The sequence below is a fragment of the Sphingobium sp. B11D3A genome, from assembly GCF_025961695.1.
GTDB lineage: Bacteria > Pseudomonadota > Alphaproteobacteria > Sphingomonadales > Sphingomonadaceae > Sphingobium.
The window spans coordinates 1,597,613-1,612,657 of record NZ_JAOQOE010000001.1 but is presented as its reverse complement, the minus strand read 5'-3'; the positions used below and the strand labels follow the sequence as shown (position 1 = coordinate 1,612,657).

Below are 15,045 nucleotides of genomic sequence, written 5' to 3'. Positions count from 1 at the left end.
CTCCCAATTTATCATTCTGCCGTCGCCCCAGCGACAAAGAGGAGAGGGTTGCCCCTCTCCTCTTCTTTCTATCGGATCAATCTGTGTTGCGCACCGCTTGATCAGAACTTGCGGCGCACGGTCACGGCCCACTGGCGCGGCAGGCCGGGCTGAGCCGTCGCATACCAGGCGTTCGTGAACTTATTGAGATAGACCAGCTTGTCGAACAGGTTGGTCACTTCCAGCGCGACCGACCAGTCCTTGTCCACCGTCTCATAGGTCAGGCGGGCATTGGCCAGGGTGTAGCTGTCCACAATGGCGATCGGCGTGCAGAGGAAGTCGCCGCAATAGCCGTCCGTATAAGAGACGTCGATGCGCGGCGTCAGCGTGCCAACATCACCCAGATCAGCCTGATACTGCGCGCCCAGGCTCCACTTCCACTTGCCCACGCCGGGCCGGCTCGCGCCGACGACGATGGAGGTCGTGGGATAGTTGATGGAGGTGAACTTGAAGTCGGTGAGGCTGAGCGAACCGTCGATGGTGAAACCCTCGACCGGGCGCAGCGTGGTTTCCAGCTCGAAGCCGTTCACGCGGGCATCGCCGATATTCAGATACTGGCCGCACAGGCCGGGTACGCCGCCCTGGTTGACCGGAAGCGGATTGTTGTTGGAGTCGAGGCAGACCTGCGGAATGCCCTGGTAGTCGGTATAGTCCATGCGGAAGCCGCTGGCGTTGATCCGCAGCAACCGATCGAACAGGTCCGCCTTGATACCGATTTCATACGACTTCAGCTTTTCCGCGCCGAACGGACGAATCTGCTGGAAGCTGTACGGACGGGGTGCCACGCCGCCACCCTTGAAGCCGGTCGCGAACTGCGCATAGGCCATGATGTCGGGCGTGATCTTGTAGGAGAGCGCCGCACGATAGTCGGTCAGCGTTTCCTTATAGGTACCAACCTGGCCAGTCAGCGGATTGGTGGCGTTGCTGAGCGGCAGGTAGTCGCCGACCCCATTGGGGTTGAGGCGGTTGTAGAGATAGTCCTTCTTCTCGTGGCTCACGCGGATGCCGGCTTCCAGTGTCAGCGCAGGCGTGATGTTCCACGCAACGTTACCGAAGCCGGCATAGGTGCGCAGGCTGGCTGTATCGTCATTGATGAACGAGAAGGTCGGCTTGGCGATCACGCACGCCGGGAGCGCGCCGCCGCAAGGGGAAACGGCATATTCGCCGAAGCCCGAGAACGGCGTGTGGATGCGGGCGTTATAGCGCGTGTCCGCATCATAATAGAAACCGCCGATGGTGAAGGAGATCGCATCGTCCAGCACCTTGCCCGAGAGGCGCAGTTCCTGGCTGAACTGCTTGTGCGAGAAGTCGCTGTACACACCGCCGATGAAAGCGATCGGCGAGTTGTCGTTGTCGTCCGAGCTACGCGAATCATATTTGCGGTAGCCGGTGATCGACTTGAGCGCGAGATTGTCGCCCAGCGTGTAGTTGATCTCGGCGGACACGCCCCAGCCTTTCACACCGCTCAGGGGTTCGGCATAGGTCGGGCCATTGGGGGCGCCGGCCGTGCCAGGACCACCCGCGGAAGCCGTCGTCGCCGCCCGATAGGTCACGCCCGGATCGTAGAAGTTGGCGTAGGTCGCATAGGGATCGTTCAGCACCGCGCCGGCGCGACGATACTGGCCGTAGGTCACGAAGCGGTTGTCGAACGGCGCGCCCTGATAGGGAATGCTGTTATTTTGCCGCCCAGTCAGCTCGGCGCTGGCGATGAGCACGGAGGCCTGCGTCGTGGAGGTGTCGTGGGTGTAATCGCCCGACAGGTTGATCTCCAGCGGGCTGCCGACCGGCGCAATGCGCAAGGATCCGCGCACGGCGTACATGCTCTGGCCGCCCAGCGTGCCGAGCTTGCAATTGCCGCCCGATGCCAGGCTGGGGATCGCCGCGCCGCCCGGCTGCACCACGCTGGTGCCCGGCTGCACATAGGGATCGTTGGGATTGAGGCAGGCATAATCGTAGCGCGTGACATGGCCATCGCGGTTGCGTGACACGCCAGTGATGCGGGCGAACACGGCATCGGGCACCACGGTGAAGTCGGCGCTCGCCTTGATGTCGCGGCGGTTGAGCGAGCCGGCGGTCAGTTCGACATAGCCGCCTCGGCCTTCGGGCTTGCGCGAGTAGAGCTTCACCGCGCCGCCCAGCGAGTTCATGCCGGCCAGCGTGCCCTGGGGGCCGCGCAGCACTTCGACGCGCTCGAGGTCGGTCAGGTCGAAGGCCGAGGCCGTGACGGTGCCGAAATAGATATCGTCGACATAGATACCCACGCCTGGCTCGACCGAGGGGCTGGCATCGCCCTGGCCGACGCCACGGATGTAGGCGCGCATCGAGTTGCCCGAGCCCGAGGGGTTCTGCTGTAGGATGACGTTCGGTGCCTGCGCGGTGATGTCGGTTAGGCGCGTCTGGCTGCGTGCTTCGAGCTGGTCGCCGCTGATGGCGGTGATTGCCAGCGGAATGTCCTGCACATTCTGCGCACGCATCTGCGCGGTGACGATGATGTCGTCGACATTGCCCTCGGCGGCGCCCTGCGGCGCGGCGGTCTGGGCAGTTGCCGGCATTGCGAGCATCAGCGCGCAGGACAACATCGTCCCGGCGCTCAGCGCCATGCGCGACACGGTGCGTGCGCGGTTATGACGAACTTTGTTCATTGGTGAATCTCCCCTCCTCTTCGCTTTGCCGGTCGTTTCTTCGCCCCCGCGCGAGCCGCCTGCCCGCCTCTGTCAGGCGGAAAGGTCGGGCGGCTGTCGCCGTTGAGACGCAATGACCGGCAGCCAGACGACGCGGCGCAAGGCTCTCATGGAGCGCCCCGTCCGTCCGTTGGCTAGGAAGCTCACTATCCTTTTGCCCGAAGCGAGGCTTTGACTGAGATAGAGCCACGCTTTGACGCAGACGGAAAAGCAGCGGGGTCGCGCGGAGGCTGTAGCACTCATCTAAACCTCCTCGCTGCGAATCGCGCGCAGGCCCCGCGTCTCGCGCCCGGTCACGGCGGCACCGGTATCCTTCGCAAGACGGGCATAGAAAGGCGCGGCGGCCAGCGCGAGGCCGGCAAAGACCAGCATCGCGATCTGGAAATCGGCGAGGGTCGGTTCCGCGACACCAAGCGAGAGCAGGTTGAGCAGGGCGGCCGCGGCGGAAATCGCCAGCGCCTGCGAAATCTGGTTGGCGATATTGCCGAGCACCGTCGCGCCGCCGACTTCGCTTTGCGGCACGTCGGCAAAGCGCAGCGCCATGATCGCGGTCATGTGGACCGAGCGGGCCATGCCGACGAAGACCATGATCGCCACCAGCAGCCAGAAAGGCATGGTGGGCGTCAGCAGCGCGCAGGCGGCAAAGGAGAGCGCCATGGTCACCACGCCGCTGGTCAGCGCCAACCGGATGCCGAGCCACCGTACCGAAGGCGTGGCGATCGCCTTGAGCGCCAGGTCACCGGCATTCTGGGCGAGCAGCAGCAGCCCGGCCTGAAAGGCGGTGAGGCCGAGGCCGACCTGCATCATCAGCGGGATGATGAACGCCGTCGCCATGAAGGCCGTGCGCGCCGGCATTCCCGCGCCGATCGTGGAAACGAAGAAACTGCGGTGGCGCAGCGCATCGAGCGGAACGACCGGGTGGGGCACGCGGCGGATGTGTCGCCAGCACAGCCAGCCCAGGAAAATCCCGAGCGCGATCAGCGGCAGCCCTTGCTGCCAGCCCCCGCCCTTGGCGCCCAGCCGCTCGAACCCGGCAATGATGCAGGCCAGGAACCCGCCGACCAGCGCAAAGCCGCGCCCGTCAAAGGGCCTTCGCTCCACAGCATGGATATTGGGGATGAAGCGCAGGGTGAGGACAAAGGCGAGGAGGCCTGTGGGCACGTTCAGGAAGAACACCCAGCGCCAGTCCAGAAAGGTGGTGATGAGGCCGCCGATGGGCGGGCCGATCACCGGCGCGATCAGGGCCGGGGTGGAACTGATCGTCATTGCCGTGACAAGATAGCGTTTGGGCGTGATGCTGAGCAGGGCGATGCTGCCCACCGGCACGATCAGGGTGCCAAAGGCCGCCTGACACATCCGCATCGCCAGAAAGACCGGAAGATTGGGCGACAGGCCAGCCCCCAGCGAGGCCAGCACGAACCCAAGAATGGCAAGCGTGCAGACCCGGCGCGTGCCGAAGCGCTTGCCCACCCAGTCGCTGATCGGCAGGACCAGCACGGTGACGAGAATATAAATGGTGATCGTCGCGCTCAGCAGGGTCAGCGGCACGGCGAAGTCCTGAGCCATGCGCGGCAGGGCAGTGAGCAGCACCATCAAATCAATGGCGACCATGAAGGACGTGGCGGCTAGAACGATGGCGGCCAGCCGCGAGCGACGCAAGGCCGCGGCGTCGTCCGACGCTATGCTGGCTCCTCCCTCGGATGGATTGTTAGTCAAACTCATTCTGCGCCAGCCATGACAGGCGCGCGCGCGTTCGCCAAGAGGCGCCGAAGAATAGTTGCCGATGCAGGCGCTTGCGGGGGAGCGGGATAGCCTGCCATGGTGCGGCAAAAGAGTCGGGCGTCGCTTAGGAGAGCAGATAATGAGTAATGAGGTCATGGATCCCGAAGCCACGGTGCGCAGCGTCGAGGCGCAGCTTCAATATCTGCTGCCCGGCCCCGCGATCAATCGGCGGTTCGTCTCCGCCGGGGTGGAGGTGAACACCGGCCGCTACGGGCCATTCCCCGTCACGATCCGCGACGCGCGCGCCATCCGTCCGCATTTTACGCTCGATCGGCAGGGCTTCGTGCTGCTCGATGCGCCGAGTGACGTCGCCGATTTCACCGACCGGGACGAGGTCAATCGCGTCTACCCGGGCGAGGTCTCCCGCTATGTCCAACAGGCGACAGGCGCCGATCTCGTCGTCGTCGGTGGCTGGATGATCCGCACGTCCGGCGATCTTGCCAGCCGGCAGAAGAAGCTGGATGCGCCCTATCGCCATGCCGAGGGGGTGCAGCCGCCTGCTGGTGAGGTGCACGTCGATACCGATCCCGCCCGGCAGCAGCGCGCGGCCGAGACCGCCTATCGCAAGGCCCGTCCGGACGGGCCGGGGTTCCGCCGGTTCATCGTCTCCAGCTTCTGGCGCAGCTATTCGCCGCCGCCGCAGGATTGTCCGCTGGCTCTGTGCGATGCGCGCAGTGTCGGCGATGATGAGGGCACCACCAATATCCTGTGGATCGTCGACAAGATCCCCGAAGGCGACGCCATGTTCGCGCCGATGGACGATGATCGCCAACCGGCTGCGCACATCTTCCGGCACAATCCCGCTCACCGCTGGTGGTATTTCTCCAACATGGTGCGGGAGGAAGCCCTGCTGTTCAAATTCCACGACAGCGACCGCAGCGGTGCCTGGCGGGTGCCGCATACGGCATTCTGGGATGACAGTCTGCCCAACGCGGTGCCGCGCGAGAGCATCGAATGCCGCAGCATCGCATTTTTTGAATAGCCCGTTGGTCCACGATCCAAATAGTCGGGCACCACAATCATTGCTATAAGTTACACAAGCGGCAAGCCAAATAAGGCACCGGGTCGAAGGGGAGTGTTATGAAAGACGGGAAGCGGCCGGAGGAGACCGGCCTGAACTGGGGTGCGCTCGATCAGGCAGTAGGCACAGTCGTTCGGCTGTTACGGAATGAGCTGTCGGTGCGGATCGTGGACGTCTATTCGTCCTTCGGCCTTCGCCACGGCGCCCTCTCGACCATGGCGCTGATCGAGGCAAATCCCGATTGCTCCCAATCCGAAATCGCGCGGGAAGTCGCGATGGACGACTCGGCGATGGTGGCGATCATCGACGATCTGGAAGCCCGCGGTCTTGCCCGCCGGATGCGCTCGACGCGGGACCGGCGGCGCAACACGCTGTCGCTCACCTCGGAAGGCCAGCGCCTCGCCGCGCAGATGATTGCCCGCGCCCAGGATGTCGAGCAGCCGATTCATGATGCCTTGTCTGAGGAAGAGGTGAAGACGCTGCAGCAACTGCTGCGCCGGGCCTATGAGGCGATGCAGAAGTCTCCGCCAGCCACTGCTTAGCGCATCCTGGCGGCGGTCAGCCTTCAGCCGGGGCGGTGGCCAGTCCGAGTTCGGGAATGCCAACCGAACGCCGCCCACCGAAGTCGGTCCGCACGACGATGAGGTCGCCCTTTTCCAGATAATCCAGCAACCGCCGGATTCGCCCCACCGAGCGCGTCCCATAAGCGCGGGCCAGCGCCTCGTCGTCGGGGCAGGGCTGCCCCTTGATCGCGGCGCGGGCAATGAGCAGGAAGGGCGCGAGCACATCGTCCTGCACCCGGCTGGAGAGCGCGAGCGCGGCCTGCCAGCGCGGGTCTTCATCCTCCTCGCCGCCCGCCACGGCGACCGCGAAGCGCCGGCGGAAGCTGAGCAGATCAATGCCGGGATTGCCGATCCGCTGCATCCGGCAGCGCACCGCGAAATCCTGGAATAGCGCGGCGGTCGAGCGATAGGTGCAGTCTTCTTCCGCAGCCATGTCGGCCAAAACCGCGCGGATCACCGGCTCGCGGGCAGGGCGATCCGGCGTCTCGGGGGCGGCAGGGCCGGTTGTTTCGATGCCGGACTCTTCAGCGACTGATGCAATGTTGGCGGCTTCGGGCGGGTCTTCGCGCTCCAGTCGGGCGCTGTTGTCGATGGCCGGGGGCGGCGCGATCAGCGCGGCGAACAGTTCGGGCTGCTCCTCGCCGGGCTGCGGCGCGAGCAGATCCTCGAGATCACTGGTCGGCTCGCCGGGCAGCGGAATGAGGGAATGGGATGAGGTGCGCGCGCTCGTCTTCACCGCGCCGATCTTCACGGAGACCGGGCGGCGGCTGATCGCCGGGCCGAGCGCGAGGAAGCGCCCGCGCTCTAGGTCGCGGATCTGCTCGGCCTGCCGCCGCTCCATGCCCAGCAGGTCGGCAGCGCGTGCCATGTCGATGTCGAGGAAGGTGCGCCCCATCAGGAAGTTGGACGCCTCTGCCGCGACGTTCTTCGCCAGCTTGGCAAGGCGCTGCGTGGCGATCACGCCAGCAAGGCCGCGCTTGCGGCCCCGGCACATCAGGTTGGTCATCGCCGCGAGCGACATGCGGCGGATATCGTCGGCCACTTCGCCGGCAGCGGCCGGGGCAAACATCTGGGCCTCGTCGACCACCACCAAAGCGGGATACCAATGCTCGCGGGGCGCATCGAACAAAGCCGCGATGAACTGGGCGGCGCAGCGCATCTGCGCTTCCAGCTCCAGCTCGTCCAGCGCCAGCACCACGGAAGCGCGCCGCGCCCGGACCTTGGCCGCCAGCGTCTCGATCTCGCCGGGATTATGCGCCGCGCCGTTGATTACGATATGGCCGAACGGCTCGGCCAGCGTGACGAAATCGCCTTCCGGGTCGATCACCACCTGCTGGAGCAGCCCGGCGCTTTCCTCCAGCATCCGGCGCAGCAGATGCGACTTGCCAGACCCGCTATTGCCCTGAACGAGCAGCCGGGTGGCCAGCAGTTCTTCCATGTCCATGGGCACCGGCGCGCCGTGCGCGTCCGTCCCGATCACGATTGAAGAGGTCACCGCGCCGTCATAGCCATGGACAGCGTGGGGGCAAGGATTGGTTGAGCTTCGCGGTCGCTCGGGCGGCCATGCGATGCCGGGCGGCACGGTTCACCGTTGGCGTGTTGCAATTGCGAAGTGTTCCGATTAAGCGGCGATGCAAATCGCTCGCAATATCAGGATTCCTTGTCGTTGAACACGCGCAGCATCCGCGTCTGGTATCTCGTCCACAAGTGGGCGAGCCTGATTTGCACGGCGTTCCTGCTGATGCTCTGCCTGACCGGCTTGCCGCTGATTTTCCATGACGAAATCGAGGTGATGACCGGGGAGGCACCGGCAATGCAGGGGGCGGGCTCCTCCGGCGACGGGCCGGGCTTGCAGCCGCTGGATGTCATGCTCGGCAAGGCACTGGCCGCGCGACCGGGCGAGGTGCCAGTGTTCATGGCCTTCGACAATGAGACGCCCATCCTCACGGTCACCACTGCCCCGGCACCGGATTCACCGGGCAGTGCCATGACCATCCAGCTCTTCAACCGGGTGACCGGGGAGCAGGCGGGGCAAGTGGTCGAGGACGGCGTGATGCACTTCCTCCTGCAACTCCATACCGACATGTTCATGGGCCTGCCGGGCATGCTGTTCCTCGGCGCGATGGGTGTGCTGTTCTTCGCCGCCATCGTTTCCGGCGTGGTTCTCTATGCGCCCTTCATGCGCAAGCTGGAGTTCGGGACGATCCGGGTCAGCCGCAGCCGCCGGCTCAAATGGCTGGATTATCATAATCTGCTCGGCATCGTGGCGCTGGCCTGGATGAGTGTCGTGGGCCTGACCGGGGTCATCAACGCGCTCGCGACGCCCATCATCAAGGTGTGGCAGATGAGCGAACTGGCCGAGATGACCGGTGCTTATGCCGGTCGCCCGGCCTTGCCGCCCGAGCGCTATGGTTCGCTGGACAAGGCCATGGCCGCCGCCCGGCAGGCGTTGCCCGGCAACAATCCCCAATTCATCGCCTTTCCCGGCGGCTCGTACAGCAGCAAGCACCATTATGCGGTTTTCTTCCAGGGTAACACGCCGCTCACCCAGCGCGCGCTCACCCCGGCGCTTATCGATGCCGAGACGGGCGAACTGACCGATGTGCGGCCGATGCCCTGGTACACGCTCGCCTTGCTCTATTCGCAGCCGCTGCACTTTGGCGATTATGGCGGGCTACCGCTCAAGCTGCTGTGGGCGGCGTTGACGCTGTTCACCATCGTCGTGCTGGGCTCGGGCCTCTACCTCTGGCTCGGCAAGCGCCGCGCCCCGCTGGCGGCCCGTGTGCGGGAGGTCGAGAGCGGCGGCCTTGTGGCGCCAGCCGAATGAGCCGCCGCGCGCCGCTCGGCCGCATCTTCGCGATGCCGCTCGCCCTCGCCCTGCTCAGCATCGTCGGTCTGGTCAGCGCGCTGACCGGCGATGGCTGGGCCGACGCTTTGTCCTGGATCGCGCTGGCGGCGCCGCTCGCTGCCACCCTCTGGGCCTTTCGATATCGCCGATCATGAGAACAAGCCGCGCATGCAAGCGCGTTTCAAAGGGAAAAGACGCATGAATTTCCATCGTTCCAGCCAAATGTTGAAAGCTGCGCTGATCGCCTCGGTCGCCGCGGTGGCCATGCCGGCCGCGGCGCAGGAGGCCAGCGAGATCATCGTCACGGCGCAGCGCGAGAATCGCAGCGCGGTGACGCTTGGAGGCAATGTGGGCGTGCTTGGCGAGAAGTCTGCCGAGAATGTGCCCTTCAGTGTAAAGAGCTATAACGCGGCGCTTATTCTCAACCAGCAACCGCAGACGCTGGGACAGGTGCTGGAGAACGATCCCTCGGTCCGCACCACCTACGGCTTCGGCAATGCCGCCGAGCAGTTCGTTATCCGCGGCTTCCCCCTGTATGGCGACGACGTCGGGCTGGACGGCCTCTACGGCATCACCCCGCGCCAGCTCGTTGCGCCGGAGCTTTACGAATCCGTTCAGGTCCTGAATGGCGCTAGCGCCTTCCTCAACGGCGCAGCGCCGGGCGGGTCCGGCATCGGCGGCAGCGTCAATCTCGTGCCCAAGCGGGCCACGGGACGCCTCAGTCGTGCGACCCTCAATTATACCTCAGGCGAGCATTTCGGCGGCTCGCTCGATCTGGCGCGCCGTTTCCCTGCTGGTGCGGGCACCATGGGCGTCCGGATCAACGGCGTCGCGCGGGGCGGGGATGTCGCAATTGATGGCGAGTATCGCAGCACCTATGCTGTCGGCGCCGCATTCGATTATGATGGTGGACCGCTGCGGATGTCGCTCGATCTCGCGTATAACCGCGTGCATGTGCGTGGCCTGCGCCCCAAGGTGACCATCGCATCCACCAGCATTCCGGCAGTGCCCGAGGCGGATGTCAATTACGCGCAGCCTTGGACCTACACCACGATGCGTGACATCTTTGGCCTAGCTCGTCTGGAGTATGACCTGGCGGACAACGCCATGCTATACGTCATGGGTGGCGCGCGCGACGGGATGGAAGACGGCATTTATGGGGGCATCACCGTGTCGGACGCCGTGACGGGCGCCGCCAGCGGCAATGGCCTGTATGTGCCGCGCACTGATAACAACGAGGCTGTGCAGGCCGGCATCCGCATCAATCTGGCTGCTGGGGGGATTACCCACGAGTTCAACATTGGCGGCTCGGCGACCTGGCAGGTCAATCGCAACGCCTATGACTTTCTCTACGGGCCCGGCTTCGCAGGTTTTGCTACGAACCTCTACGACGCGCAGCCGGTTACTATTCCCAGCTCGGCCCTCGTCGGCGGCGATCTGGACAATCCCTTTCCGATCAGTCGCACCAAGCTGTTGAGCGTGTTTGCATCCGACACCGTTGGCCTGCTGGGTGATCGTGTCCTGCTGACGGTGGGTGGACGTATTCAGCAGATCAGGACCAGCAGCTACTCCTATGGCAATGGGGCGCTGGATTCGGCATACAAGAACAGCGCCCTCACGCCGGTCGTCGGTCTGGTGATCAAGCCGGTGGCCGGCCTCTCGCTGTTCGCGAACCGCATCGAAAGCCTGGCGCAGGGACCCGTGGCACCCTTGTCCGGCTTCTACCCCGGTTTGGGAACTTTGCCGGTGAGCAACGCGGGCGAGATTTTCCAGCCCTACCGCTCGGTGCAGTATGAGGTGGGCGGAAAGCTGGCCCTCGGCCCGGTCAGTGCAAGCCTCGCCGCCTTCCAGATCGAGAAGCCCCTTGGGCAGGTGGCGCCCGACCCCACAAATTCGGCCGCGCTGGTCTATGATCTCTTCGGCACGCAGCGCAACCGAGGTCTCGAACTCAGCGTGAGCGGGGAACTGACGCCCGGCTTGCGGATCATCGCCGGAGGCTCGGTGATCGAGGCAGAGCTTCGGGATACGCCGGGTGGCCTGCAGGATGGCAACGGGGCGCAGGGCGTGCCGGATTATCTGCTCAACGCCAATGTGGAGTGGGATCTCCCGTTCCTGCCTGCGCTTACGCTGACTGGGCGGGTGGTGCAGACTGGCAAGCAATGGCTAGATACTGCCAATACCTTGCGGCTGCCTTCGTGGACTCGCGTCGACGTCGGTATGCGCTATGTGGCGGTGGTGGCGCAGCGCCCGCTCACCCTGCGCTTCAACGTCGATAATGTCGCGAACGAGCGCTATTGGGCGTCGGCTTACGATGCCTTCGGCCAGACCCTCCTGCAGGGCGCGCCGCGCACCTACAAGGCGTCTCTGTCCGTCGATTTCTGACCGGACTGTCACCACAAAAAGGGGCCGGACGTCGATGACGGCCGGCCCCTTTTGCTAGGTTTAGTCAGTCGCCGTCAGTCGCTGAGCGGCGCGATGTGGAAGATGCGCTCGGCATTGCCGTGGTACAGCGCGTGGCGCTCCGCCTCCGTCACCGGCGCCGCATCCATGAAATCCACAGCCGGCTGCTGCGGCTGATAAGGGTAATCGATCGCCCAGAGCACATTATCGATGCCGAGCTTGTCGATGGTGTAGCGCAGGGCCAGCGGGTCCTCGACGCCGCTCGTCGTCACCACAAAGTTACGCTGGAAATATTCCGCGATGCTCAGTTTCGTCTTCGGCGCGCGGCTGATCTTCTGGGCGCGGGTGTTCATGAAATTGATGCGCCAGATCCAGAAGGGGATGGCCTCACCCATATGGCCGATGCAGATCTTGAGCTTGGGGAAGGCATCGAACACGCCGCTGGCCATCATCCGCACGACATGTGTGCCGACCTCGACGCCATAGCCCCACATGGCGCTGTCCATGCCGTAATCCTGCAAAGGCCCCTTCAGCGTGTCGGAGGCGGCGCGCGGGTGGATGTAGATGCAGGCATCGAGCGCTTCGGCGGCTTCGAGGCAGGGCCAATATTTGGGATCGTCCAGATATTCGCCATGGGTGTGGCTGTTGAGGATGAAGCCGTTGAGCTTCAGATCATTGATCGCCCGCTCCATTTCCTTTGCCGCGCGCTTGGGGCTGTGGGGGGCGAAGCTGGCGAGGCCGGCGAAGCGGTCCGGGCGCTTGCGGCAGATCTCGGCCAGCCGATCATTGGCGAGCGCGGCCAAGTCCGTCGCTGTGTCGGCATCGAACATCTGCACGCCCGGCGCGGTGAGCGAGAGCAGGTGCATGTCCACGCCCAGCGCGTCCATCTCCGGCAGGCGCTTTTCCTCGATGTCGAGCAGCCCGTCGAGGAAGTTCATCGCCGCATAGCCGGTCGCGTTTTCGGGCGGGTCATAGATGCCGCCGACGAGCAGCTTGTCGAGGCTTTGCGATGGCCCGCGCGTCACATCCCGCAGGGCATGGGCGACCTCGGGGATCGACCAGGCTTCTTCGGTGGCGATCTTGCGCATCTTCGTCATCGGGCAGTCTCCATGATGGGGGCGGAAAGGGGAGCCGGGCTGTCCTGCGCGCTGGCCTCGGGGGCGGCGGGGCCGGTCCGGCGGGCGAGCCAGAGCGCCAGCGCGGCCGCGATCACCAGCGGGATGACCGGCAAGATGAAGAAGGTGCGCGGCGCCGACAGGCCGAGCAGCACTGCGAGCGAGCCGACCAGCGGCCCGGCGATCGAGCCGACGCGCCCCATGCCGAGCGCCCAGCCAAGGCCGGAGGCGCGCATGGTCGCCGGGTAAGTGGCCCCGCACGAACCATTGAGGCCGTTCTGGGTGCCGGTGCTGAACAGGCCGACCAGCACAAGCAGCACGGTCAGGCCGACAATACCCCAGTCATGCACCGTGATGATCGCCAGTGTGAGCGCGCCAAGCCCCGCAAACAGCGCCACGACCGACCAGTTGCGGCGCACCAGCAACAGGCTGGCGACCACACCGCCGACCACGCCGCCGGCATGGGTGCCGGTGGCGATCCATGAGGCGGTGGTCGTCGAATAGCCCTGATCCTTGACCAGCAGGGGCACCCAGCCGCTCACCAGATAGACGACCATCAGCACCAGCGCGAAGATGATCCAGATCGCGATCGTGCGGGCACGCTGCGCGGGGGAAAGGATGGCCGAAAGCCCGCGCTCGCCCGGTGCATGGGTCTGTGCGCGGTTGAGCACCGGGCTTTCCGGCAGGCCGATCCACAGCAGCGCCGCAATCGCGATGGGCAGGAGACCGCCGAGGATGAACAAGCTCTGCCAGCCATAAGGCGCAAGCAGCTTGGCGGCGGCGATCCCCGCGAGAACCCCGCCAAAGGTGATGCCGATGCCGACCAGCGCCGTCGCCCGCGCGAGATATTTGCGCGGCGCCAGTTCGCCGGCCAGCGCCAGCGCATTGGGCAGCACGGCGCCAAGGCCGATCCCGATGAGGAAGCGCAGCACGATGAGTTGCGTGAGGTTGGTCGCCAGCGCGCCGACCAGCGACATGATGCCATAACCGATACAGCAACTGATCAGGATCGTCCGGCGGCCCAGCCTGTCGCCTTGCGGCCCGATGAACACGGCGCCGATCAGCACGCCGAACAGGCTTGCGGAGAGCAGCGGGCCGATCTCGGCGCGGCTGACGCCAAAATCTTCCAGGATGGAGGGCGCGGCGAAATTGGCGGCCTGCAGGTCGAAGCCCTCGACCATCAGCGCGATAAGGATCAGCAGGAATCCACCCCAGCCGCGCGCGCTCGTCGCTTCGCTCGTTCCCGTCATGCCCTCTCCTTCACCTGCTGGCGTTGCGCCATCATAGCGCGCTTTGCGGCGGCCAATGCAAGTTGAAAGATCATCAATGCGAGGCTGTTGAGCGGTTCAGGGCACCGGTTTGGCGCCTCGCTTCATCACTCGCCTTTGCGGCGCGTGCGCACCCATTCGGTCTCGCGCTTCTTGACCAGCCGCAGATAGACGGGGACTTTCCACAGAATGTAGAGCGGGATGCGCGCTAGCGTTGCCGCCGAGACCGTGTCGCGCCCGTCGCGCATCCAGGCGAGGGCTAGTAGCAGCGCGACCAGCGTCAACAGACCCGCCAGCGTAGCAGGCGCGGCAGCGGTGGCGCCCAGCAGCGCGAGCCCGGCGCTCACCACAAGCGCGATCAGGCTCAGGCTCATCAACAGGGCCAGCGGCGGCACGAGCAGGCTCAGGCCGAACCAGGCGAGGCTGGGCCTGGCCTTGGCCACGCCTTCAAGCACGACCGGCGCGCCTTGCTGCAGGGCGGTCTGGATATAGCCATGCTCCCAGCGCGCCCGCTGCGTAAGCGTGTCGCTCTGGCTCGCTGGGTCGCTCCAGGTCGTCGCGGCCTCCAGATAGAGGGGCGCTGCGCCCGCTCGCGCGAAATGGAGGCCGAGCACAAGGTCTTCGACCAGGTGGCTCGTCGCCAGCGGCGCCGATTCGATCAGGGCCCATGGGAAGGCCATGCCGGTGCCGCCGAGAATGGCGGGCGATCCCAGAATCGAGGCGCCGCGCTGGCGAACGCGATTCTTGATGAGCATCGCAAAGTTGGAAATCTGCGTCATCGCCCCGTCATCGGCGGCCGAGCGGAGCAGGTAGCAGCTCTGCACCGGGCGATGGCTGGCGCAGGTCGCGTCGATCAGCGCGCGCAGCGACGCACCGTCGATTTCGCAGTCGGCGTCCAGCACCACAATACAATCCGGCGGCGCGGTGTCTGTCGCAGCCTTGATCCAATCCCGACCGAAGGCCAGCGCATGGCCCTTGCCGCGCTGGCTGGGGTCATTGCGCTCGATAACCTGTGCCCCGGCCGCGCGCGCGGCGGCGGCGGTGTCGTCCGTGCAATTGTCGGCAATGACGATGAGGCGGATATGCACATCCAGCGCCGGCTGGAGCAGCGCGATGGTACGGGCAATGCCGGCGGCCTCATTATGGGCGGGCATGAGGATGATGGCGCTATGGGGGGCGGCAGTGCGCGGCCTTGCCGGGCGGCCGGCGATCAGGCCCAGGGCCAGCTCCACGGCCAGCACGGCCAGCAGGAGCACGGGTATGGCAATGATGAGCCAAGCCAGAGAGTCGAGGATCATCATGCCTTCATTCCCGCGTCTGGCGACTGG

Annotated in this window: 11 protein-coding genes; 5 read left to right on the top strand and 6 right to left on the bottom strand. The window is 65.3% G+C overall.

Annotated elements, in window-relative coordinates:
* Positions 1–101: 101 nt before the first annotated feature.
* Positions 102–2,681 (bottom strand): TonB-dependent receptor, encoded by a 2,580-nt coding sequence (locus tag M2332_RS07665; protein ID WP_264573586.1) that lies wholly within the window; start codon positions 2,679–2,681, stop codon positions 102–104.
* A gap of 282 nt (positions 2,682–2,963) precedes the next feature.
* A complete protein-coding gene (locus tag M2332_RS07660) occupies positions 2,964–4,442 on the bottom strand; it encodes an MFS transporter (RefSeq protein WP_264573585.1) in 1,479 nt (492 codons plus the stop codon).
* A 139-nt stretch (positions 4,443–4,581) separates the two neighbouring features.
* Here M2332_RS07660 and M2332_RS07655 point away from each other — a divergent pair, with 139 nt between their 5' ends.
* Together M2332_RS07655 and M2332_RS07650 are read left to right on the top strand one after the other, a co-directional pair.
* Positions 4,582–5,484 carry a CmcJ/NvfI family oxidoreductase gene (locus tag M2332_RS07655; protein WP_264573584.1) on the top strand — a complete coding sequence of 301 codons (903 nt, stop codon included), beginning with the start codon at positions 4,582–4,584 and terminating at the stop codon, positions 5,482–5,484.
* Positions 5,485–5,582: 98 nt separating this feature from the next.
* Entirely contained in the window at positions 5,583–6,065 is a 483-nt protein-coding gene (locus tag M2332_RS07650; RefSeq protein ID WP_264573583.1) for a MarR family winged helix-turn-helix transcriptional regulator, read from the top strand.
* 16 nt (positions 6,066–6,081) lie between these two features.
* Here M2332_RS07650 and M2332_RS07645 read toward each other — a convergent pair whose 3' ends face one another.
* Positions 6,082–7,581 (bottom strand): ATP-binding protein, encoded by a 1,500-nt coding sequence (locus M2332_RS07645; RefSeq protein ID WP_264573582.1) that lies wholly within the window; start codon positions 7,579–7,581, stop codon positions 6,082–6,084.
* 171 nt (positions 7,582–7,752) lie between these two features.
* Between M2332_RS07645 and M2332_RS07640 the strand changes: the two genes are divergently transcribed.
* Genes M2332_RS07640 through M2332_RS07630 form a run of 3 tightly spaced genes read left to right on the top strand, consistent with a single transcriptional unit; the run spans position 7,753 to position 11,316 of the window.
* Entirely contained in the window at positions 7,753–8,913 is a 1,161-nt protein-coding gene (locus M2332_RS07640) for a PepSY-associated TM helix domain-containing protein (protein ID WP_264573581.1), read from the top strand.
* The gene (locus M2332_RS07635) at positions 8,910–9,089 is read left to right on the top strand and encodes a hypothetical protein (RefSeq protein WP_264573580.1); all 180 of its coding nucleotides are present in this window, start codon (positions 8,910–8,912) and stop codon (positions 9,087–9,089) included. The genes M2332_RS07640 and M2332_RS07635 overlap by 4 nt, the downstream gene beginning before the upstream one ends.
* 43 nt (positions 9,090–9,132) lie before the next feature.
* Positions 9,133–11,316 (top strand): TonB-dependent receptor, encoded by a 2,184-nt coding sequence (locus M2332_RS07630; protein WP_264573579.1) that lies wholly within the window; start codon positions 9,133–9,135, stop codon positions 11,314–11,316.
* 74 nt (positions 11,317–11,390) lie between these two features.
* Here the strand turns inward: M2332_RS07630 and M2332_RS07625 are convergent, their stop codons facing one another.
* The 3 genes from M2332_RS07625 to M2332_RS07615 all read right to left on the bottom strand — a co-directional run bounded on the left by M2332_RS07625 (position 11,391) and on the right by M2332_RS07615 (position 15,018).
* Complete coding sequence (locus M2332_RS07625) at positions 11,391–12,431, bottom strand: amidohydrolase family protein (protein WP_264573578.1); 1,041 nt, start codon at positions 12,429–12,431, stop codon at positions 11,391–11,393.
* Complete coding sequence (locus tag M2332_RS07620) at positions 12,428–13,699, bottom strand: MFS transporter (RefSeq protein WP_264573577.1); 1,272 nt, start codon at positions 13,697–13,699, stop codon at positions 12,428–12,430. The genes M2332_RS07625 and M2332_RS07620 overlap by 4 nt, the downstream gene beginning before the upstream one ends.
* A 125-nt stretch (positions 13,700–13,824) precedes the next feature.
* Positions 13,825–15,018 carry a glycosyltransferase family 2 protein gene (locus M2332_RS07615; RefSeq protein WP_264573576.1) on the bottom strand — a complete coding sequence of 398 codons (1,194 nt, stop codon included), beginning with the start codon at positions 15,016–15,018 and terminating at the stop codon, positions 13,825–13,827.
* Positions 15,019–15,045 lie beyond the last annotated feature (27 nt).

Bases quoted from the DNA above. Each gene is read 5' to 3' on its own strand.
- M2332_RS07665 (WP_264573586.1), bottom strand. From the start codon at position 2,681: ATGAACAAAGTTCGTCATAACCGCGCACGCACCGTGTCGCGCATGGCG.
- M2332_RS07660 (WP_264573585.1), bottom strand. From the start codon at position 4,442: ATGAGTTTGACTAACAATCCATCCGAGGGAGGAGCCAGCATAGCGTCG.
- M2332_RS07655 (WP_264573584.1), top strand. From the start codon at position 4,582: ATGAGTAATGAGGTCATGGATCCCGAAGCCACGGTGCGCAGCGTCGAG.
- M2332_RS07650 (WP_264573583.1), top strand. From the start codon at position 5,583: ATGAAAGACGGGAAGCGGCCGGAGGAGACCGGCCTGAACTGGGGTGCG.
- M2332_RS07635 (WP_264573580.1), top strand. From the start codon at position 8,910: ATGAGCCGCCGCGCGCCGCTCGGCCGCATCTTCGCGATGCCGCTCGCC.
- M2332_RS07630 (WP_264573579.1), top strand. From the start codon at position 9,133: ATGAATTTCCATCGTTCCAGCCAAATGTTGAAAGCTGCGCTGATCGCC.
- M2332_RS07625 (WP_264573578.1), bottom strand. From the start codon at position 12,431: ATGACGAAGATGCGCAAGATCGCCACCGAAGAAGCCTGGTCGATCCCC.
- M2332_RS07620 (WP_264573577.1), bottom strand. From the start codon at position 13,699: ATGACGGGAACGAGCGAAGCGACGAGCGCGCGCGGCTGGGGTGGATTC.
- M2332_RS07615 (WP_264573576.1), bottom strand. From the start codon at position 15,018: ATGATGATCCTCGACTCTCTGGCTTGGCTCATCATTGCCATACCCGTG.